This window comes from Veillonella sp., assembly GCF_018364065.1.
Taxonomy (GTDB): Bacteria; Bacillota; Negativicutes; order Veillonellales; family Veillonellaceae; genus Veillonella_A.
In genome coordinates this window covers 287,695-309,006 of sequence record NZ_JAGZMO010000004.1, presented here as the reverse complement: position 1 = coordinate 309,006, position 21,312 = coordinate 287,695, and the positions used below count along the sequence as shown (strand labels likewise).

Genomic DNA, 21,312 nt, shown 5'->3' with positions numbered 1-21,312 from the left:
CTTATCTATTTTTATACTCTAGCTTAATTATATAAGTCTGTCAATACATTAACAACGATTAACCGATGACTTCTGCGAAGTCTCATATAATTTTAATATATAAGCTGCTATCATTCAACAACTTCTGTTTCAGGAGGTACGACAGCGCTGCTTAACACATCTACATCATGTTCAAAATTTTCGCTTAATCGTTCCAGATCGGCTTCATAGGTATCCTTTATCTGCTCAAACGATGAGGCCAACTTGTCCAACTGATCATCTTTTAAAATCTGACGGCGCACACTGCTCATAAGCTGTAATAAAGCCGGTGTAGTCGTAACCATCTGCCCCAACTTCTCAAGTACCAACTGCCCTTTTTGACTCGTAAAGAATATATACCATATATAGGCGGCTCGAGGATCGCTGAACAGCCAATAATCAGTATGGGCCGCTTCATTATAGCCTTCAACGATGGCCATGAACGCCTCTTCCGTCAAAGCGCTGCCAACGGGATGTCCTTCATGAGTTGCCAAGGCAAGTTCAATGGCTCGGCCTTGACGGGATACTTCCAGTCGCAGGCCTTCATAAGCATTGGTAATTTTCTGCATGTACGCCGGCAACTTGTAGTCTACCTTCATATAGCCGTCTTCGCCGAGCGTCGGCAATTGAGCCTGCATGGCCGGTTCCACGCCGCATAATGACAAGGCGTAGGCCACCATGGAGAATGTTTCCATCGCGCCTAACACTTCATGAGGCAGCTTGATGAACGGCGTTGTGCGAATCTGTCGCTCATTAACCACTTCATTGATTTGCAGGCCCACCTTCTTGACTTCCCCTTCGCCATACACAAATTCATAGGTACTCAGCGGCGCCCATTCACAAATCGAATGCAGTCGTTTTTGCAACAACATAAATTGAATAGCCATGCGATTCATGCCTAATTGGTCCTGTACGGCTCCTAAAGGAATGAAGTAGTGAGCCGAGCCGAATTCACTAATATTGCCTACGCGCATAGCGAGCTCTTCCATAATCGTAACCGGTGCACGGAACAGTCCGGTGGTAGCAGCCACCACATGATCAAAAATCACATCATCAGGCCACTCCATGGTAATGGTTGCTGTCGGATACAGTTGCTTCAACACGATGAACGCGCTGTCCGACGGCGTATAAAAAATCAGCCGCTCCTGTGGCAGCATTTTCATAATATACGGCAAAAGGCCTGCATATTCTTCTACGTACGCAAAAAGAATAATGCCTTCCCGATCCATATAGTCTTCAATAATCGGCTCCAGTGGAAGACGCCATTGATAACCGTTTACCAAACCATCCACCAATCCGAATTCACTGATTAAATCAATAAGCTCCACTGAAAATGACAATGGGTATAACCGTTCCAACGTCCCCTGGTCATACAGCAGCTCGCCGAACTCCGCCTCTGACGCCTTCGCCAGAGCATACAGTTCATCACCGCCTACACCGCGCAGTGCGTAAGCGCTGTTCCCTTTTATTTGTTCATCTATATGGTAAAAACGAAGCATTTCATTAACAACCTGGCTGCCTTGTATCTGTGCTTCACCAAAGGCACGAACAAGACGAACCATGGCTGACATTGCTTCTGCGTTTGTTTTGTTGGTTGCAACCCTATCCGCCTTCGCTTCGTTCATATTAGCATTTTCAAATAATTCATTGTTCATAAGCTTTACCTCATCTCCTTCCTCACATAGGAAATCGCTTTCTAACAATCGCTCTCAAACGTTCGCTTCTTCCCTTGCAAAATGGCCTACGTAATCATGCCTCTTTGCCCGCAGAAGGACATACATGAGCTAAAGGACATTCCAAACAAAGTGGCTTTCTGGCTTTGCAGATTTTGCGGCCGTGCCAAATAATCCAGTGATGGGCCGCACTCCACTTCTCCATAGGAATTGCCTTTTTCAATTTTTCTTCCACTTCATCAGGCGTCTTACCTTTTGCCAAGCCTAATCGATTGGATACGCGGAATACATGGGTATCTACGGCAATAGCCGGTGTGTTATATAGAACTGAAATCAGAACATTCGCCGTTTTACGGCCTACGCCAGGCAACTCGACCAATTCATCAAATGTCTTCGGCACTTCGCCGCCATAGGTATTAACAAGGATTTCACAAGTTTTTATTAAGTTAGCCGCCTTCGCTCTGTAAAGACCGCAGTCACGGATTAATACTTCCAGTTTGGCTGTTCCCAATGCGAGCATATCCGCAGGATCGCTGTAAGTAGGAAATAATCGTTTCGTAATAATATTTACCCGTTCGTCCGTGCATTGCGCCGACAGAACCACCGCCACAAGAAGTTCAAAAGGATTATTGAAATCCAATGCCACTTTGGCGTCTTTGTACACGGTTTCCAATATATGTATTTGTTCGTTTTTAATCGCTTTAGTTACGCGCATATGTATCTCCAACTTAAGAAATATGTAAAAATTTACTTCCGAGCCGGAAATTTCCCGTCTATGAAGTAAAGTCCATGAAGTAATATAATCTATAAAATAATATATGTTAGCACTAATTCACCGGTGTTTACATTCACACCCTGTGCTGCTTTATTATAGCATTATATATCTAAAAAAATCAAAACAATTAGGTCTACCTATGTTATAATATTATAGACATTAATATAGGAGGTCTCTATGGGCATTAATGAAACTTTAAAACGAATTAATGAATTAGCACATAAAAAGAAATCCGGCATTCCTTTAACTGATGCCGAATTGGCAGAAAAAAAAGAGCTCTATGCTGAGTACTTAGGTTTTATCCGAAATCAGGTAAAATCTCAACTAGATCGCATCGAATTTGTCGATGAAGTGCCTGATAGCAATAATCCTGTAGCTGCTGCGAATAATAAAACAAACAAACCAAACTGATTATAATTAAAAAAACAAACTTATTATAATCACACAAGCCAAGCTATTTGTAATCACACAAGCCAAGCTATTTGTAATCACACACGCCTAGCTGATTATAGACAAACTATTATAAACAAAAAGATAAACAGGTTAATTACACCGGCCAAGCCGTCCCTGCATCATGCATTGCATGACACAGGTGGCACTAAAACCGATTGTGTAACTAACCTGTTTTTTATTGTTAGATGGTATATGTCCCAACGCTACTCTGCTATAACAAGCCTAACGTTTGGAAATTATAAACACCGAACGTTGCCGGTTTATTGGCACTCTAACCGTTGCCGGCTTATTGGTACTCTAACGTTGCAAATTATAAATAGCCCAACTGTTTCATAACATCATGGATTTTTGTAGCCAAGCCTTTAATTTTCGCTTTTGGAATGCTGCAAGCCGCTACGCGAACACCATGTCCCAATGGAACGATGTAAACGTGTGACTTCGTCAATTCGTTAACGATAGCTTCACTGTGCTCTGTAGGAATCGTTAAGAAGAAACCGCCGCAATATGGCAAGCAAGGAAGTCCTACTTCTTTCGCTTCTTCCACAAAGATACGGGCACGTTCTTGAATCAATTCACAATAGCCTTCGCGTTCTTCTTCGTAGGCTTTTTTCTTTTCCGGATTGCTCACAATATTCGCCATAGTGCGCATAGCCGGACGACAAATATTAGACCATGTAGCACGGGAGGTAATGGAGTTTACCTCTTTGAACTCGTCCGCAATCTCTCGATCGGAGCTTACACCGATCATAGCGCCCACGCGTTGGCCATATAAGGTAAAGCCTTTGGACAAGCTGTAGCAAGCCACCACTAAGATTTCTTTTGGCAATTGGCCGAATTTCTTGAAGAAACGGCGTACTGTCTGTTTTTCGCCGGAGTAATCAATGTAGGCCACGTCACAAGCGATGATAACTTTATTCTTACCGTTGCTTACCAAGTCTTTTGCATAAGCAATTACTTTATCCCAATCATTGTCAGTCAAACTGAAGCCTGTAGGGTTGTTACCCGGAGAATTGAAGATAAGTACAATGTTTTCCTGTTTCGCCGCCAATTTATCAGCTTCTTCTTTGAAGCTGGCAAAGTTGAACTCGCGATTTTCATCGAATAATGTGTAAGTCTTCAAATACCGATGATTGTCATTGCAAATCTGATTGTAGGCACCCCAGTACCAGTCAGCTGTCAACACCGTATCTTCCTGATCCGTGTAGTTATGCACCAAATGATGAATGCCACCGGTGCCACCGGCCGTAGCGACTGCTTCAATATATGCGTCAGGACGGGATTCACCGAAACATTCTGAAATTGCGGCATCTAAAAATTCAGGCAAACCTGCAATTGGAGCATATGCCACATATTCATTGCGTGGCAAATTTAAGTATTCCTGTTCTACCGCCTTCAAGAATACAATATCTCCGTTTTCATCCATAATGGAACCTAAGGTACCGTTAATTACCTTATCTTTGCCTAATACCTTAGCTTCTTCCTGAGCCTGGGAGTTTAACGCAAAAATACGATCCTTAGATTTCTTTCCTCGTGCGTGCGAGGCTGCCATACTTACCGCCATACAGAACACCATCCTATCTTTATAAGTAAATTACTCTTTTATAATATCGAAAATAAGAGTCTCTTACAAGAGGAAAAACGTTCAAAACCGTGCGAAATGTGTATTTTGTGAAAAGAATATTGTATACACTATATAAATTATTGTTTGGTCTCTGTACCAATAAAAAGAGCACTTCAAGAGGCGTAAAGCCCCATGAAGTGCTCTTATATTATTTGTTACAATAGCTAACTGCTGAAAATCGACAATTAGAAGTTGTAGCCAAGGCCTGCATGGAAGCCTTTAACGGACATAGTGTCGTTATCTACATCATATTTGTCGTATTGATAGTATAAGCTTACATCCCATTCGTTAGTCAATGCATAAGTTGCACCTACTTGGTATGTATTCTTAAGGTCGTTACCGAAACCTACTTTTGCGAAACCTTGGATACGGTCAGTTAAAGGCATGTAACCGATTACACCAACCTGTAAACCTGTTTCATGGTCGCCTGCTGCACGCACGTAAGTACCGCCTGCATAAACGTTGAAGTTTGGATGGATGTTATATACAGCATTTAACTGATGATCTTTAACATCGCTTCTGTCGTCCAAGTTTACACGGCTATAGGAGTATTGAAGACCCCATTTGTCAGTAAGAGCTGTTTGTAAGTTGATACCATAACCGTCAGCATGACCGCTTTCGCCTGTTACGTTTTGGCTGAAAGAGTAATCAACACCGATTTTGCTCTGACCTTCTTCAATCTGAGTCATAGGTACGGATGCTGCAAAAGCTGCGCCAGTTACCATCATAGCCGCTAAAGTAGTTACTAAAAATTTGTTTTTCATAGTTAGTCCTCCCTTAGATAGTATGTAAACTACATAAATAATATGAATAATACATATTATTAAAATATTTCAACCATATTATAACAAATATTAACGCTTCATGAAAGTAGGAATATCATTTCCACCAATAGTTCCGAAAGGTGATTTTGTTACGCCTGTTTTAGGCTGTTTACCGAAGCCTGTAGCAACTACTGTAATCTGAATGCGGTCGCCCAAGTTTTCATCGATAACGGAACCGAAGATAATGTTAGCTTCAGGATCTGCCGCTTCAGAAATAATTTCTGCCGCTTCATTAATTTCGAACAAGCTTAAATCGCTGCTGCCGGTAATGTTCAAGAGAATACCTTTAGCACCTTCAATGGAAGTTTCCAACAATGGGCTGTTGATTGCCATCTTAGCAGCATCAACGGCACGGTTTTCACCTTCGCCTACACCGATACCCATAAGAGCTTCGCCCTGATTGGACATAATGGATTTAACGTCAGCGAAGTCAAGGTTAATAAGACCAGGTACAGTGATCAAGTCGGAAATACCTTTAATACCTTGACGAAGAATGTCGTCAGCTGTGCTGAATGCACTTAATAAAGGAGTTTTCTTGTCTACGATCTGTAATAAACGGTCGTTAGGGATTACGATAATTGTATCAACTTTGCTGGTCAGCATATCTACGCCGCCTTCAGCCTGAGTTTTACGTTTTTTACCTTCAAATGTGAATGGCTTAGTTACAACGCCAACTGTTAAAGCGCCCAATTCACGAGCACATTCTGCAACTACAGGAGCTGCACCTGTACCGGTACCGCCGCCCATGCCGGCTGTAACGAATACCATATCTGCACCTTGTAAGGATTTTACAATTTCTTCACGACTTTCCTGAGCGGCCTGTTCGCCGATTTCAGGATTACCGCCGGCACCAAGGCCTTTAGTTAATTTTTCACCGATTTGAAGTTTTACTTCTGCTTTAGAATTTTCCAGGGCTTGAGTTTCTGTATTTGCTACTAAAAAGTCTACACCTTGAAGACCACTATCAATCATGCGATTTACAGCGTTACTTCCGCCGCCACCAACACCGATAACTTTAATGTTTGCGAATTCTGACATTTACGTTCCTCCTCCTGTTGCCCGTAAAATTTATTGCGATTATATTTGGAATTATTATTTCTGTTATATTTATTCAATTCATGTAAACCTGAAGAATCGCCCTAGATAAAAGCCTGTTCAGCCCTTCTCTACAGCGCATTCCCTCTCGGTTTCAGTATTAGTATAACTAGTTTCATTTCATTTTACACTATTTTTTTGAATTTTTCTACTATTTATATGAACAGTTTATATTTTATTTAGCGCCCCCGTTTATTTTGTGCGACGGGACAGGATAAGACGACGAATAGCCGCCGTATTTTGGAATAACCGCAACCCGAAACTGATAAGCGCTACATAATACAAATCAATCCCTACCAGATTTCCCAAGAATACCAGTAAGGCCGCCAGTAAAGAGTTGGAGAAAAACCCTGTCAAAAAAATAGATAAATTGAAGACCCGTTCTAATGCCGCCCGGGTACCGCCAAACACACTGTCAAGCGCAGCCAAGAGAGCTACGGATGTGTACTTGGCGTAAATCGGCGAAATTTCCATGGGGGACATAATCCCCAGAACCACGCCTATAATCAGTCCGCCGGCGATAAATACATAAATCATTTTTTATTACCGCCTCCTTCTCCCACCGTCTTTATGTGATCTTCTCTAAACGTACCGGAGAAGGCGGGAACTACTATATTGTCGGCTTCCTGAATATTCAGCTCAATGCCCCAATATTTCAGCGTATCCACTACACCGCCGCGCATCGTCAACGATGCGGACAATGTCTTCGGATCGCCGATTGCCTTAATAACGAACGGAGGTCCGAACACTTTGCCGTTTACCATAATCGTCGGTCCCGCACAGCGCACTTCGGAAATTCCCAAGAGACGCTGATCGTTCACCGCGATGGCTTCCGCACCGCCCGCTCTTAATTCATTCAGAACTCGCAAAATATCTTCATCGTGGATTAAATATAAATTCGGATTCTCATTGTCCTTCACAGGCACTTTGCTGTCATTAATAGTAATTAGCACGCCGGGACCGCTTACATCGGTAAGCCCCGCACGCTGTTTCAATAAATTAATATCCTTTACAGCGCTGGCCGACGCTTCTCCCTGTTGGACTTGTTCTAATTGATCGCGCAAGTCGTCCCGCTCTTTTTGAACTGCCGTCAATTCGCGAGCTAAATCACCTGCACGTTGTAAGTTTACATTGCTCTGCGCAATTGTCTGTGTCATCCGATATTGACTGACAAACATGATGCCCATGAGCATACTCACGGCCGCTATGGCCCAACGACCTTGCTTTAACATGATTCCTCTTCCATTATGGCGTCTTAATAAAAGGCGCCTTCAAATTTACGTCAACATATTCAGCTGCAACTCCACGAGCCTTAATATCCCGCAGCATATTTTCAGATAAAGGCCCTTTTTTATCCAGTTCAGTCATATCGCCCAAACGAAGCGGCAATCCGTCAACCGTGTAAGCCACCAACTGCTTCGTGTCTCCCACATTGATTTCCGCAATATTCTTCACGCCTTCTTCGCTGAGAGAGGATAGATACGTAAGCGCACCCTTTATTGCCTGATTTTCAATCATGTCACCCAAGAGAACATTCCCCAGTTTGACACCGGAAATAATCGGTGCCGTCGTGTCCTCAATGGCAGGTCCCAAGTTAATTACTCGGCCCGTTTTGTCCAAGGTGGCAAAACCGAACTGTGTAGCCACTACGGCTGCCGCTTTGCGGTCCGTAACAGTTACTTGTAACGTCAAAGGCAATGCGTAAGAAACTTTTACAGTTTCTACGCGCAAGTCGTGCTGCAAACGTTCTTCCAGATGTCCCGGATTAATCTGTAATAAATTGACCGGATTGCGAATATTCCCGGCCGCCATCACATCGGCTACAGTCACCTTCTGACTCCCCACCACCTGTATGGTGCCGAAGGGAATTGGGAAAATCACCAAGATAAGCCAAATGACAAACAAGGATATACCTGTGATAGTCAAACGGCGGCGCCAGCCTGTTTTGGGAGTGGGTGGCTTTTGCGGGGCGCGTTGACCCTGCTCTTCCCCCATCTCCTCCACGGGCTCTTCCGGTTCGGGATTAAAATCATAAAGCGGTCGACTTTGTACTTTAGATTTTTCCAAATCTTCCGCAAAGGATGCAATCCGTTTTGGTTCTACAATATGAGGTTTTGACGTATGATTACGATATTCTTCACTCATATGCATACTCCATTATTAAAATTTGCCAAGCCCTGCCGAGTGCAAGATGCGTTCACAAAGTTCAGGGAATTCGATACCTACAGCTCTGGCCGCTTTAGGCACCAAGGATGTGGCGGTCATGCCCGGAATCGTATTGTATTCCAATACGAACGGTTCGCCCGCTTCATCAGTCATAATATCTACACGAATAGTCCCTGCACACTGTAACTCGCGATACACTTGCTCGCCGATAGCCTGCATTTTCTTAGTTAATTCTTCATCAATAGGAGCCGGTACAAGGTAATCTGTAGCACCGGTTGTGTATTTGGATTTGTAGTCGTACGCACCGGAGTGTGGACGAATCTCAATCACCGGCAATGCTTTGCCGTCCAAAATAGACACGGTAAATTCTTTACCACCCAAAAATTGTTCCACTACTAAAATCGGATCATAAACGAGAGCTTCCGCCACACCTTCAGCCAAAGCCTTGGCGTCGCGAACGATAGTCACACCGATACTGGATCCTTGCGTAGCCGGTTTTAATACAACCGGTAATTGGAACTTACTTTCAATATCAGCAATAATCTGTTCCGATGTCATAACGGCACCATTATAAGAAACAGATTTAGCTGTAGGAATGTGAGCACCTAAGAATACATCTTTACTGATTTTCTTGTTCATGCCCACAGCCTGCGCCATAATACCGGAACCGGTATATGGAATGCCGGCCATTTCCAAGAGACCCTGTACGGCACCGTCTTCACCGAATTTGCCGTGAATCGCAATGAAAACAACATCGCCCTGCAAACGTTGAATGTCCTGCACCACTGTAGCAGGTTCCAATTCCAACGGAGATACTTTATAACCTAAGCCGGATAATGCATCAGCAATTGCCTGGCCTGTACGGCGAGATACTTCCGCCTCTTTGGACGGACCACCCATCAATACAATAATATGTTTGTCTTTCATCTTATGCCTCTCTCTTCAGGATATCCAATAATTTAGGCCCATACAAACTGATACTGCCTGCGCCCATAGTAATTACTAAATCATCTGCTTTTAACGCAGGTGCCACAACAGCAGGTACATCATCTACATTGTCGATATAATGTACTTCTTTGCCGGTCATGGATTTTACCATATCCGGAATGGAGTGGCCGTCAATGCCTGCAATAGGATCTTCACCGGCACTGTAAATATTTGTAATATACAATACATCCGCTTTTTCAAAGGCTGTACCGAATTCTTTTAACAATAAGCTTGTACGCGTAAAACGATGCGGTTGGAAAATACATACTACGCGATGCGATTCCAATGCCTTGGCCGCACTCAAAGTAGCATTAATTTCAGTTGGATGATGTGCATAATCATCAACCACCCAGATTCCTTTTTCATGGCCTTTTGTTTCAAAACGGCGCTTAGCACCGGTAAACTTGGCCAATGCCTGTAAAATGTGTTCCATGGAAACGCCGCACTGGCGTGCCAACATCAACGCGCCCAATGAATTCAACGCATTGTGAGTACCCGGTACGCGAAGGCGTACTTCGCCTAACACTTCGCCCGCTTTCGTCACCGCTTCGTACACAAGGATACCTTGTTCGTAGTGAACATTTTTAACTGTTACATCATTGTCTTCGTTCAAACCGTAAGTAATGAACTTGCGGTCCACTTCAGACATAACCTTACGAATATTTTTATTGTCACCACAAACTACGGCTACACCGTCTTTCGGCATTTTTTCAACGAACTGTTCAAAAGCCTGAAGAAGATTTTCCATAGTACCGTAGTGGTCCATATGGTCATTTTCAATATTGGTAATAACAATGTATGCCGGGTTGAGCTTCAAGAAAGAACCGTCACTTTCATCCGCTTCGGCAATACTGTATTTACCGTGGCCCCAAGTGCTGCTGCCACCAAGGTAATCTACTTCCCCACCGATAATAACGGATGGATCAAGACCGGCTTCCACGAAAATCTGTCCCAACATGGAAGTGGTAGTGGTTTTGCCATGCGCACCGGCTACGGCAATACCGGTAGTTACATCAAGTACCGCTTTTACAATGTCGGAACGATGCAATACAGGAATGCCTAATTCCTGTGCCGCTAACAACTCCGGATTGTCCTGGTGAATGGCAGTGGAACGAACAACTGCATCCACCCCTTTCACATAGTCCGCATTGTGACCGATGTGAATCGTCGCACCCATTTTACGGAATTTTTCCGTCGTCGGGGATTCCTGAATATCAGACCCGGACACTTCGAAGCCCTGGCTGATTAAGATGTTGGCAATAGCGCGCATACCTGAACCGGCGATGCCAATGAGATGAATTTTATGTATACCTTCTAACATGGACTGGTACTCCTAACATTTTATTTTTGATGTATATTTCTATTATACTATTTACTATTTAGCAATTTCCAAGGCTAATTCCGCAATGTGGCGGGCCGCACCGGGTTTCCCCAATGTTTTGGCCGCCTTGGCCATGCGTTCAAGTTCTCCGGGATTGGCTAAATAGAACTCGATGTCCGATATTAAATCCTTGCCGCGCAGCATTTTATCTACGATCATGCGCGCCGCACCCGCACTTACCAAGGAACGGGCATTATACGTCTGATGATCTTCCGCCGCATATGGATACGGAATCAAGAGAGACGGAATACCGCGAACGGTCAATTCCGCAAGGCCTACCGCTCCGGCTCTGAACACAGCCAGATCTGCGGCCGCCAACGCCTTCGGCATTTCATACATATAAGGAACAATGAGCGAAGATTCGCTGAATTCCTTACCATCAGTAACACCCAATGCCTTCAGCACGCGATCATATTCATTGGTGCCCGTAACGTGGATTAATTTTATCCCCTTTACGTCTTTAAAGTGTTGGTGAACTTCAATCATCGCTGTATTGATGCTGCGCGCGCCGCGAGAGCCGCCGGCAATAAGAACAGCGAATTCGTCATCTTTCAGTCCAAAAAATTCACGGCCTGCTTCGCGCGTATCCACCAGTACTTCCGGACGAACCGGGTTGCCTGTGTACACCACGCGTTTCGCCTTGCCGAACGCAGCTTTCGCTTCTTCAAAGCCTACAGCTACCACATCGACAAAGCGACTCAGAATTTTATTCGTTACACCGGCGATGGTGTTCTGCTCCTGAATGAGTGTAGGAATCTTGCGAAGTGCTGCGGCCAAGAGAATAGGACCGCACACATAACCTCCTGTGCCGATGACAATATCAGGTTTAAAGTCGGAAATAATTTTATTGGCCTGTACTAAAGAGCCCAGCGTTTTACCTAATGTAACCAGTGTGCGCCAGGACAAACTACGATTTAAGCCCTGTACCGACAATGTTTTAAAAGGGATTCCTTCCTTCGGTACAATGCCTGCTTCCAGGCCCTGCTCCGTACCGACATACAAGAACTCCGCATCGGTCATAGCTGCTATTTCTTTATAAATCGTAATGGCCGGATAAATGTGCCCTCCCGTGCCGCCACCGGAAATAATAATACGCTTCATTACTGTGCTCCTTCATGAGTGTCAGTGCCTGCCAATGATGCTGCCAGAGACTGTACTTTATGCTTAAAATCATCGCCCCGTTCTTCAAAGCAATGGTACCAATCAAAACTTGAACAAGCCGGTGAAAGTAATACGATGTCACCGGATTCGGCTAATTCATAACCGGTGCGAACCGCATGCTCCATAGAATCTACAAAGGTAATATGTGGCACACCTGCCGCCTTGGCTTCTTTGCCGAAGCGTTCCGCCGCCGCGCCCATGAGAACGAGATGTTTCGTCCGCTTGGCCACAAGCTGCATGAACTCTGTTAAATCTGTCATTTTATCATAGCCGCCGGCCAGTAAAATAACCGGTTTTTCAAACGCTTCCAGCGCTTTAATGGCTGAATCTGTGTTCGTTGCTTTCGAATCGTTATAAAATGTTACGCCCTGAATCGTTGCCACTCGTTCAATGCGATGTTCCACGCCGTGGAAATCGGCAATCACATCGTGCAAAATTTGACGACTCACGCCCAGCTTATAGGCCAAGGCAATAACCGCCAAAATATTTTCAATATTGTGATGTCCAGGAATATGGATTTCATCAGTGCCGATAATCGCTTCTGCACGACCATCCGCTACGGCATAACATGTATTCTGAGAGAAATACGCTCCATCAGTCACCGCCTCTTGCTGACTGATGCAAAGTACTTGTCCCGGTACACGATCCGCCATGCCTGCCACCGCTTTGTCATCAATGTTCAAAACAGTTACATCGCCGGGCTGCTGATTCTTAAAGATATTTTCTTTTGCCTGTTGATAGGCTTCCATGGTTTTATGACGTTGCAGATGATCCGGTGTGATATTGAGCATAATCGCACCTATCGGGCGAAAGTCTTTAACACTTTCCAACTGGTAGCTGGATAATTCCGCCACCAAATAACCGTCTGCCGAAATGCGGGCCGCTTCTTCACTGAGGGACTGGCCGATATTGCCGCCCACGCGAACCGGTTTCCCCGTAGCCGCCATAACTTGACCCAACAAGGTAGTCGTTGTGGTCTTACCGTTCGTACCGGTAATGCCTAAAATAGGCGCTTTCGATAAATCATAAGCCACTTCCACTTCGCCTACAATTTCAAGGCCGCGACGCTTCGCTTCTTCTAAAATAGGAATAGTAAGTGCAATCCCCGGAGACACGACGATGCGGTCCACGCCGTCCAAAAGATCGTTCTCCTGACGGCCTGTAATGACAGTTACATGACCGGACGCTTGCAGGAGACTCTGTTCCGCCTCCGTAAACTGTATCTCTTTATAGTCATTAAGCACAACTTGCGCACCGGCCGTTCCCAGCACATGCGCTACGCCGACGCCGCTTCTGCCTGCGCCCAGCACGAGAATCTGCTTTCCCTTATATTCCATAATAACGCCTACCTATCGTATTGCAAATACTAACAAGCCAAGCACTGCACATAAGCAGCTGGCCAACCAGAATCGAACAACAACCTTCTGTTCGCTCCAACCGGATAATTCAAAGTGATGGTGAATCGGACTCATTTTAAATACGCGTACACCTCTTGTTTTAAAGGATACTACCTGAATGATAACAGATAATGCTTCCATAACAAAGACGCCGCCAATCAAGATGAGCAACAATTCCGTCTTGGTTAAAATGGCCATGCCTGCAAAAGCACCGCCCAGGGCCAATGATCCTGTATCGCCCATGAACACTTTGGCCGGATTGGAGTTGTAATATAAGAATCCCAATACAGCGCCGCATAGAGCAATACTGAAAAATGACACGCCTGCACCGGCTCCGTTCTCAGGATAGAGAATCATGCCGATTACCGTATACGCAATGGCGGCCGCTGCCGAAGTACCGGCTGCCAGACCGTCCAGACCATCCGTTAAGTTTACCGCATTGGTAGTGCCTACGATAATGATAAATACTAATACATAGTAGAAGAAACCTAAGTCAACAGTAGTATTTACAATAGGAATCCACAGCGCCGTCGATACGGTCATCACTTCTGTGGCGATGTAACAGAAGATGGCGGACATAATAATCTGTCCCAACAATTTCTGTTTCGCCGTAAGTCCTAAATTACGCTTTTTAACAGATTTTATAAAATCATCGGAGAATCCGAGTAAACCATGCCCGATTGTCAGGAATATGAGCACCCAGGTGGATGTATTCCAAGGGGAGAAAATCAACACACTTACAATTAAAGCCAAGAGGATGAAAATACCGCCCATAGTCGGTGTTCCCGCCTTCGATAAATGCGCCTTCGGCCCTTCCTCACGAATACTTTGCTGCGCATGTAAACTCCGCAACATAGGGATACCTATTTTCCCCAGTATTAATGATATTACCAACGCGGTAATAAATGTATATAACAACTGCATGGTCATTCGAATAATCGCTCCTCACTCTATTAATCAGATATGGCCTTTTTTATAGGCCGTTATCTATGGTAGTACATTACCGACGGTAATGCAAATGTATTTCTTCTTTTTTTGAAAAAAATTTGCCACTTTACGACAGATTGTCAAATTAATGTACTTTACTCCAAAAGAGTGCGTACGCTTAAGCCTGTTCTTCCCGTTCTTTAATTTCGGATACAACACGTTCCATGCGCAAGCCGCGAGAGCCTTTTACCAAGATAACATCGCCTTTTTTACGATGGTCAAAATACTGGTTTGCCATGTCCAGGTGACTGGAGCAAACGTAAGCCGCTTTCAGCCCTGCAGATTTGGCTTCCTTCGCAATAAATTTAGCCGCTTCGCCGAATGTGTATACTTCGCTGTACCCTTCTTCCACGAGGAGGCGACCGATTTCACGATGGCTTTCTTCGGAAAATCCGCCCAATTCCAGCATGTCACCCAACATGGCGATTTTGCGCTTACCGTCCAGCTGGCCCAAAGCTTTGATGGATTCCGCCATGGACGCAGGGTTTGCATTGTAGGCGTCGTTTAATACAACAATATCAGGGAAGGAAATGATTTCCTGACGCATCGGCATGCCGGTGAACTGGCCCAGCCCTTTGGCAATTTTCTGAGACGATATGCCCAAAGCACGGCCGGCCGAAATGGCAGCCAACGCATCGTATACATTGTGCTCCCCAATCATAGGCAAGAACACATCGAACACTTCATCGAAACAACGGCAGGTAAATTTGATGCCGTCTTTTTTATAGCGCAGGTTGAAGCCGGATACGGTGGCTCGTTCCTTAATGCCGTAATAAATCGTCTTACCTTCTGTGCGGTTTGTCATTTCCCGAACTAAGTCGTCATCTTCGTTGAGGATTGCAATGCCGTCAGCGGGAATATGCTGAATCAATTCCGCTTTCGCCTTGCCGATATTTTCACGGGACCCAAGCAATTCAATATGACTGTTCCCTACGTTAGTCACGATACCTACAGTCGGTTCCGCAATGCGGGCCAGCTCATCGATCTGACCGAGGCCGCGCATCCCCATTTCCACGACGCACACTTCGTGTTCGTCCGTAAGTTGCAGTAAGGTTTTCGGTAACCCGATTTCATTATTAAAGTTCTTTTCCGTTTTAAGTACATTGAACTTCGTACTTAACACGGCGGCCACCATTTCCTTTGTGGTCGTTTTTCCGGAAGAGCCGGTAACGGCTACTACAGGAATGTCAAAACGGCGGCGATGATAATTGGCTAGTTGTTGATAACCTAAGAGCGGTGAATCCACTTCAATGCAAATTAAGCCCTCATGTGCTTTGCCTTTTTTTACGATGGCGCCGATAGCACCCTTCGCTTTTGCCTGGTCGAGGAAATCATGTCCGTCAAAGGTGTCACCGGTGAGTGCCACAAAGAGCGAATCCGCCCCGATAGTGCGCGTATCCGTTGACACGCTGGAAAACGTTACTGTGTCTGTTTCTTTGCCCGTGTAGGTGCCACCGGTAACCGACAACACCTCCCGGAGCGTAAACTCTGCCATATTATCTCTCCTTTAATGCCTCACGTGCTACTTCACGATCATCAAAATGAATCGTTTTATCTTTTAAAATCTGATAGTTTTCATGGCCTTTACCGGCAATGATTACCACATCCCCGGGCTGTGCCGCCTTGATAGCTTCAAAGATAGCCGTCTTGCGGTCTACCACCACTTCGTAGGAAGAACCGTCGCGCAATGCTTCTTTAACGCCCGCTGCCACCTGCTCTACAATCTGCACCGGATCTTCTGTACGAGGATTGTCGGATGTTACGTAAATGGTATCACCATATTGTGCGGCTATACGCCCCATAATCGGACGCTTCGTCGCATCTCGATCGCCGCCGCAGCCGAATACTACCAAAATTTTATTATCTACAATTTTTTTAGCTGTTTCTAAAATGTTTTCCAAGCCGTCCGGTGTATGTGCATAATCTACAACAACGGCGAAAGGCTGACCTTCTTCAATCAATTCGAAACGGCCCGGTACAGCTGTAAAAGTACTGAGTGCTTCAATGACAGCTTCCATGGAAATGCCTTCGAAGAGCGCCGCTCCGATGGCCGCCAATGTATTATATACATTAAAAAGACCGGTAATTTTCATATGGATAGGGTACTTTTTACCTTCATAAACTACATCGTAAGCGCTTGTTTTAGACGTAATCGTAAGATTTTCCCCTTCCAAAGTACCTACGCCTTTAGTGCCATAGGTAATGAGCGGTGCGGAATTAAGGTCCATAATTCGTTTACCATATGGATCATCAATGTTGATGACGGCGCCTTTATTAGGCTTATGCTGTCCCGGTGCGCTCACCTGTTGGAACAACTTGCCTTTAGCGGCCAGGTAATTTTCAAAGGTTTTATGGAAATCCAAGTGATCCTGTGTAAGATTTGTAAATACAGCGGTGTCATATTCCACACCGGCTACACGATCCAAGGCCAACGCGTGAGAGGACACTTCCATAATACAGTGAGTGACACCTTCTTCCACCATTTGGGCCAAAATATGTTGTAAGTCTACCACATCAGGTGTTGTATTGTGGATTGGATAGGATTTGTCACCAATTAAGGTGTGAACTGTACCTATAATCCCCACTTTGTGCCCCTGTGCGCGAAGGATATGACCGATAATGTGGGTCGTAGTGGTTTTACCGTTCGTACCGGTTACACCGATCATGCGCATTTTATTGGCCGGGTAGTCATAAAAAAATGGTACACATTCCTGCATGGCTACTCTTGTATCAGGAACAGTAATAACGGCAATATGCTCAGGTACCGAAACAGGCTCTGAAACTAATAGAGCTGTGGCACCACCTGCGATTGCCTTATCCACAAAAGTATGACCATTTACATGTGCACCGGTTAAACAAATAAATAAACTGTCTTTTTCTACAGCTCTTGAATCAGCCGTAATATGCTTAACCACAATGTCTTCCGACCCTTGCGTCAATGTGCCAGCACTGACACGATGTAATAATTCCTGTACGGTTTTCACGATATTTCCTCCACTTCAAACAATGAAAGCAGCTCCCACTCAGAGCTGCCTCTCACTGTAACTAGTCAACAATCGGTTTGGTAATCTTAACCTCTCGCTCTACAGTTGTACCTTTGCTATTAAACACAAAAGCATCGGGCAAAACCATTCCCAACTTATCTTGCGCTATTTGTTGAATACGTGTAGGCGAACGAAGTTCCGCCACACTTAAGTTTAATTCATCATTTTCTCTCGAAAGTCGCTTCATATCCTGCTGCATGGCAACTAAGCGGTACCCTGCATCTATTTTAACATGCTCTAAGTATTCATATATAAACATAAATCCCATAATTAAAGCTAAGAGCATTATAACAGATCTTAATTCACGACTTATATGTGCACTCCGAAGTGCTCCGGTGCGCCTTACCTGCCCTGCCTGTGTAGGAATATAAAGTTTCCCCTGCGGCTCTAAGGCTCTTGCACCTATTGTCTTTCTCGCCAACATGTCATCATCCCCTACAACTATTTATAACTACAACTTTTCAGCAACTCGTAACTTCGCACTGCGCGCTCTACTATTTGCTTCCACTTCTTCTTTGCTAGGCTCAATCGCTTTGTTGCGAGCCTTCACCACCGCTGTATGGTTACATACACATACAGGCAAATTCGGTGGACAAATACATCCCTGACTCAGCTCTTTAAAAGTCTGTTTCGTAATTCGGTCTTCTAAAGAGTGAAATGTAATAACCCCGATGCGTCCGCCCGGTTTCAGAAGACTTACGGCATCAACGAAGGTGTCATGCAAAATAGTAAGCTCCTGATTCACTTCGATGCGCAAGGCCTGAAATGTACGTTTTGCCGGATGTGGACCTTCGCGGCGTGCTCCGGCCGGAATGGCTTTTTTAATTACCGATGTCAATTCACCGGTCCGTTCCAGCGGTTTTTCCGCTCTCGCTTCCACAATAAATTTGGCAATACGCTTCGCCCAGCGTTCTTCACCATAATCCCAAATAATTCGGGCCAGTTCGCTTTCATCATAGGTGTTGACTATAGTTGCGGCTGTTAAGCTGCCTTCCTTATCCATGCGCATGTCCAACGGACCGTCATGCATATAAGAAAATCCCCGTTCAGCCGTATCGAGCTGGTAACTAGATACGCCTAAGTCAAAGATAAAACCGTCAACCTCATGAATACCTCTTTCCGTGAGGGCGTCTTTTAAATAGCGAAAGTTGGTGGGAATTGTCATAACGCGGCATTTTAAAGACTGCAATCGTTCTTCCGCCACGCGCAATGCATCGCTGTCCTGATCGAGGCCGATGAGCAATCCGTCTTCGCTGAGCTGCGAGCCTAAGGCCATCGCATGCCCTGCACCGCCTAACGTACAATCCACGTAAGTGCCATGAGGATTGTTCATGACAGCATCAACAGTTTCCGTCAGTAATACACTGACATGATTGAATTCCACAATGACACTCCTTTCTATCTCTAAACCTATATTTCCTAAATTTCCTAATCGTGTTAAAAGTCCAAGTCTTCCAGACTTTCCGTATACATTTCCACACTGCCTTCAGTTGTTGCAGTATACGTATCCCAGCGTTCGCGACTCCAAATTTCGATGAAATTACTTTGTCCCACAACGACCACTTCTTTGCCAAGTCCGGCAAATTTTCGTAAATTGGTAGGCACTAAGATTCGACCTTGGCGGTCAAACTCCACTTCTGCCGCATTCCCGAAGAAATGACGCTGCAAAATACGAACAGTGGATTTAGTGGTAGACATTTTACTCAGTTTGTCAGCTTTTTGTTGAAACAGTTCCAGTGAATAAACGGCAAGGCAATTATCGAATCCCTGGGTAATAATACAACGTTCGCCCAGTTCTTCACGCATTTTAGCGGGAATGATCATACGGCCTTTCGTATCAATCGTATGTGAATGATTACCCAAAAACATAATTGTCTCACCTCCTAACACTGACTCTACTCCATCCTCCACTATATGGTAAATTCTACCACAATCCCCCACTCTTTAACAAGAATATATACAAAATTTACTGAAATTTGTCAAAAAAATTTTTTTCCTAACTGTTTTTGCTTATTTCATCGTTTTTTTGTACCCTTAAAAAGTTCGTTTGTTCGATTTTAAAGATTAAAAAAATAGCGGTGGCCCCACTTCTCACCACCACTTTGTTCATTTTCTATGTTTTTAACTCATAGGTGTTTTTACTTTTTATAATCACTTCTTTTAATCACATATACCTCATAAATCATGTGCTGCAGGAATACACATTTTACACAGTTCGTCCACCTTCGAAATGTACGAACTGCAGTCCCCTGTGATATACTTAAATATATATTGCAGAAAGGAATATGATCATGTCTCCAACAACAGCTCAAACAGCACAAGTGTTTTATCACCCCTTTTCAGAGATTCATCGCAAGATGAATTTGATTCTTTTCCTGGGGCGGCTTTTAATGGAAAATGGTGCCAATACAAATCAGATTGTGCGCGACGTAATGCGTGCCGCTACATATATGGGGATTCCCCGCAATTATGTACACATTCATGTAACCTATACGACGCTCATGCTCAACGTCCACACCGATGAACAGTCCTACACGGCCTTTCATAAAACCTTACACCACGGGGTCAATATGAACACCCTGTCGTTTTTAAGCAAACTCACCTGGCGTGCGCTGGATCAAAACTTCAGCCTCGACGAATTTGAACGGGAGTTACAGGAAATTGCGAAAACACCGCCAAAATATCCTATTCCCATTTTAGCCTTGGCTGCGGGCGCAGCGTGCGGAGCCTTTGCCATAAACTTCGGTGGCAACATGTTGTCCGCTTTAGTCGCCTTAGTGTGTACCCTGGTTGGTTTTTATGTGCGGCGCGTTTGCAATCAATTCCAGATTAATTTCTATTTCAGTATTGCCATTGCATCCTTTGCGGCCACCGCCTTATCGTTCCTCATCTACGCCGTCACCGGCTGGGACGGTCTCGTATATGCCATGATCAGTTGTACTCTCTTCATGGTTCCGGGCATACCGCTCATCAATGCGGTTGACGATACAATCAACAACCACATTATTTCCGGTGCCACCCGACTTATCAACACGATTCTCATCGTAGCCAGCATGGCGGTGGGTATTGCCAGTGCGCTCTACTTCGATCATGTATCCACATTTACGAATCTGAGCGTAACGCCAAGCGTGGTAACTCCGTATAATCTGTTGGCCGGAGCCATCGGGGCTATCAGCTTCTCCTTAATCTTTAATACGCCGCATCGCCTGCTGTACCTTATCGGTATCGGCGGGGCCGTAAGTATTCTGATCCGCAACACGCTTGTTGTATGGCTCGGCTTTACGTCAATCGGCGCCAGCTTTGTAGCAGCAGCCACCATCGGTCTCCTCGCTTTGTTAATTTATAAAAAAGTGCGGACCGCTCCGTTGATTATCGCCATTCCTTCCGTCATTCCTATGATTCCGGGCGTATTGCTGTATCGCTTCTTATACGGCGTGCTCACCATCAATACTTTATCCACGGAAAGTTTCATGACAACCTTGCGTAGCGGCATCACCGGCAGTCTGATCATCGTCTGCATCGCTATCGGCGTATCCATTCCCCACATTTTGGCACGTGGCTACCTGGATCGTAAAAAAGAACTCAATCTACAACAGTTCATTCACAAACGCCGTCACTATCATCACATTTATGACGAAGAGAAATAACCGGCACGTTTGGTCCTATAACGATAACTTCCGGGTTGTCCTATAACGCTAACTCTAGGTTTGTCTTATAACTCCAAACATTT

The 21,312-nt window shown here is 44.8% G+C and carries 20 protein-coding genes; 2 read left to right on the top strand and 18 right to left on the bottom strand.

Translation table 11 applies throughout. From position 1 onward, the window contains the following. Window positions 1-110: 110 nt before the first annotated feature. Both KHZ77_RS06300 and nth read right to left on the bottom strand, forming a co-directional pair. Entirely contained in the window at window positions 111-1,673 is a 1,563-nt protein-coding gene (locus tag KHZ77_RS06300) for a hypothetical protein (RefSeq protein ID WP_295196838.1), read from the bottom strand. 94 nt (window positions 1,674-1,767) lie between these two features. Further along, window positions 1,768-2,406 carry an endonuclease III gene (nth, locus tag KHZ77_RS06295; protein ID WP_295196835.1) on the bottom strand — a complete coding sequence of 213 codons (639 nt, stop codon included), beginning with the start codon at window positions 2,404-2,406 and terminating at the stop codon, window positions 1,768-1,770. A 237-nt stretch (window positions 2,407-2,643) separates the two neighbouring features. Between nth and KHZ77_RS06290 the strand changes: the two genes are divergently transcribed. Further along, the gene (locus KHZ77_RS06290) at window positions 2,644-2,877 is read left to right on the top strand and encodes a DUF896 domain-containing protein (RefSeq protein ID WP_295196833.1); all 234 of its coding nucleotides are present in this window, start codon (window positions 2,644-2,646) and stop codon (window positions 2,875-2,877) included. Window positions 2,878-3,229: 352 nt separating this feature from the next. Here KHZ77_RS06290 and KHZ77_RS06285 read toward each other — a convergent pair whose 3' ends face one another. From KHZ77_RS06285 to mraZ, 16 genes are all read right to left on the bottom strand, one after another. Further along, window positions 3,230-4,480, bottom strand: a complete 1,251-nt coding sequence (locus KHZ77_RS06285) for an aminotransferase class I/II-fold pyridoxal phosphate-dependent enzyme (protein ID WP_295196831.1) — start codon at window positions 4,478-4,480, stop codon at window positions 3,230-3,232. A 245-nt stretch (window positions 4,481-4,725) separates the two neighbouring features. Next, window positions 4,726-5,304 carry an outer membrane beta-barrel protein gene (locus KHZ77_RS06280; protein WP_295196828.1) on the bottom strand — a complete coding sequence of 193 codons (579 nt, stop codon included), beginning with the start codon at window positions 5,302-5,304 and terminating at the stop codon, window positions 4,726-4,728. A 90-nt stretch (window positions 5,305-5,394) separates the two neighbouring features. Then, window positions 5,395-6,402 (bottom strand): cell division protein FtsZ, encoded by a 1,008-nt coding sequence (gene ftsZ / locus KHZ77_RS06275; RefSeq protein WP_295196824.1) that lies wholly within the window; start codon window positions 6,400-6,402, stop codon window positions 5,395-5,397. 249 nt (window positions 6,403-6,651) lie between these two features. Beyond that, complete coding sequence (locus KHZ77_RS06270) at window positions 6,652-6,996, bottom strand: small basic family protein (RefSeq protein ID WP_295196822.1); 345 nt, start codon at window positions 6,994-6,996, stop codon at window positions 6,652-6,654. After that, entirely contained in the window at window positions 6,993-7,691 is a 699-nt protein-coding gene (locus KHZ77_RS06265; RefSeq protein ID WP_295196819.1) for a DUF881 domain-containing protein, read from the bottom strand. The genes KHZ77_RS06270 and KHZ77_RS06265 overlap by 4 nt, the downstream gene beginning before the upstream one ends. Before the next feature lie 13 nt (window positions 7,692-7,704). Then, a complete protein-coding gene (locus KHZ77_RS06260) occupies window positions 7,705-8,604 on the bottom strand; it encodes an FtsQ-type POTRA domain-containing protein (RefSeq protein WP_295196816.1) in 900 nt (299 codons plus the stop codon). A gap of 15 nt (window positions 8,605-8,619) precedes the next feature. Further along, on the bottom strand, window positions 8,620-9,552 hold the full coding sequence (locus KHZ77_RS06255) for a D-alanine--D-alanine ligase (RefSeq protein ID WP_295196813.1): 933 nt from the start codon (window positions 9,550-9,552) through the stop codon (window positions 8,620-8,622). A gap of 1 nt (window position 9,553) precedes the next feature. Next, window positions 9,554-10,933: a UDP-N-acetylmuramate--L-alanine ligase gene (murC, locus tag KHZ77_RS06250; protein WP_295196810.1), complete on the bottom strand. Its 1,380-nt coding sequence runs from the start codon at window positions 10,931-10,933 to the stop codon at window positions 9,554-9,556. 54 nt (window positions 10,934-10,987) lie between these two features. Continuing rightward, entirely contained in the window at window positions 10,988-12,094 is a 1,107-nt protein-coding gene (murG, locus tag KHZ77_RS06245) for an undecaprenyldiphospho-muramoylpentapeptide beta-N-acetylglucosaminyltransferase (RefSeq protein WP_295196808.1), read from the bottom strand. Continuing rightward, the gene (murD, locus tag KHZ77_RS06240) at window positions 12,094-13,491 is read right to left on the bottom strand and encodes a UDP-N-acetylmuramoyl-L-alanine--D-glutamate ligase (RefSeq protein ID WP_295196806.1); all 1,398 of its coding nucleotides are present in this window, start codon (window positions 13,489-13,491) and stop codon (window positions 12,094-12,096) included. Before murD ends, murG begins: the two co-directional genes overlap by 1 nt. A 12-nt stretch (window positions 13,492-13,503) precedes the next feature. Then, window positions 13,504-14,481, bottom strand: coding sequence for a phospho-N-acetylmuramoyl-pentapeptide-transferase (mraY, locus tag KHZ77_RS06235; RefSeq protein ID WP_295196803.1), 978 nt, complete (start codon window positions 14,479-14,481; stop codon window positions 13,504-13,506). A 175-nt stretch (window positions 14,482-14,656) separates the two neighbouring features. Continuing rightward, window positions 14,657-16,033, bottom strand: a complete 1,377-nt coding sequence (gene murF / locus KHZ77_RS06230) for a UDP-N-acetylmuramoyl-tripeptide--D-alanyl-D-alanine ligase (RefSeq protein WP_295196800.1) — start codon at window positions 16,031-16,033, stop codon at window positions 14,657-14,659. Window position 16,034: 1 nt separating this feature from the next. Then, complete coding sequence (locus tag KHZ77_RS06225; protein WP_295196797.1) at window positions 16,035-17,522, bottom strand: UDP-N-acetylmuramoyl-L-alanyl-D-glutamate--2,6-diaminopimelate ligase; 1,488 nt, start codon at window positions 17,520-17,522, stop codon at window positions 16,035-16,037. Between the two features lie 61 nt (window positions 17,523-17,583). Next, a complete protein-coding gene (locus KHZ77_RS06220; protein WP_295196795.1) occupies window positions 17,584-18,006 on the bottom strand; it encodes a septum formation initiator family protein in 423 nt (140 codons plus the stop codon). A gap of 27 nt (window positions 18,007-18,033) precedes the next feature. Beyond that, window positions 18,034-18,966, bottom strand: a complete 933-nt coding sequence (gene rsmH, locus KHZ77_RS06215; protein WP_295196793.1) for a 16S rRNA (cytosine(1402)-N(4))-methyltransferase RsmH — start codon at window positions 18,964-18,966, stop codon at window positions 18,034-18,036. 53 nt (window positions 18,967-19,019) lie between these two features. After that, a complete protein-coding gene (mraZ, locus tag KHZ77_RS06210) occupies window positions 19,020-19,451 on the bottom strand; it encodes a division/cell wall cluster transcriptional repressor MraZ (protein ID WP_295196791.1) in 432 nt (143 codons plus the stop codon). A gap of 422 nt (window positions 19,452-19,873) precedes the next feature. Between mraZ and KHZ77_RS06205 the strand changes: the two genes are divergently transcribed. Next, the gene (locus KHZ77_RS06205; RefSeq protein ID WP_295196789.1) at window positions 19,874-21,229 is read left to right on the top strand and encodes a threonine/serine exporter ThrE family protein; all 1,356 of its coding nucleotides are present in this window, start codon (window positions 19,874-19,876) and stop codon (window positions 21,227-21,229) included. The last annotated feature ends 83 nt before the right edge of the window (window positions 21,230-21,312 follow it).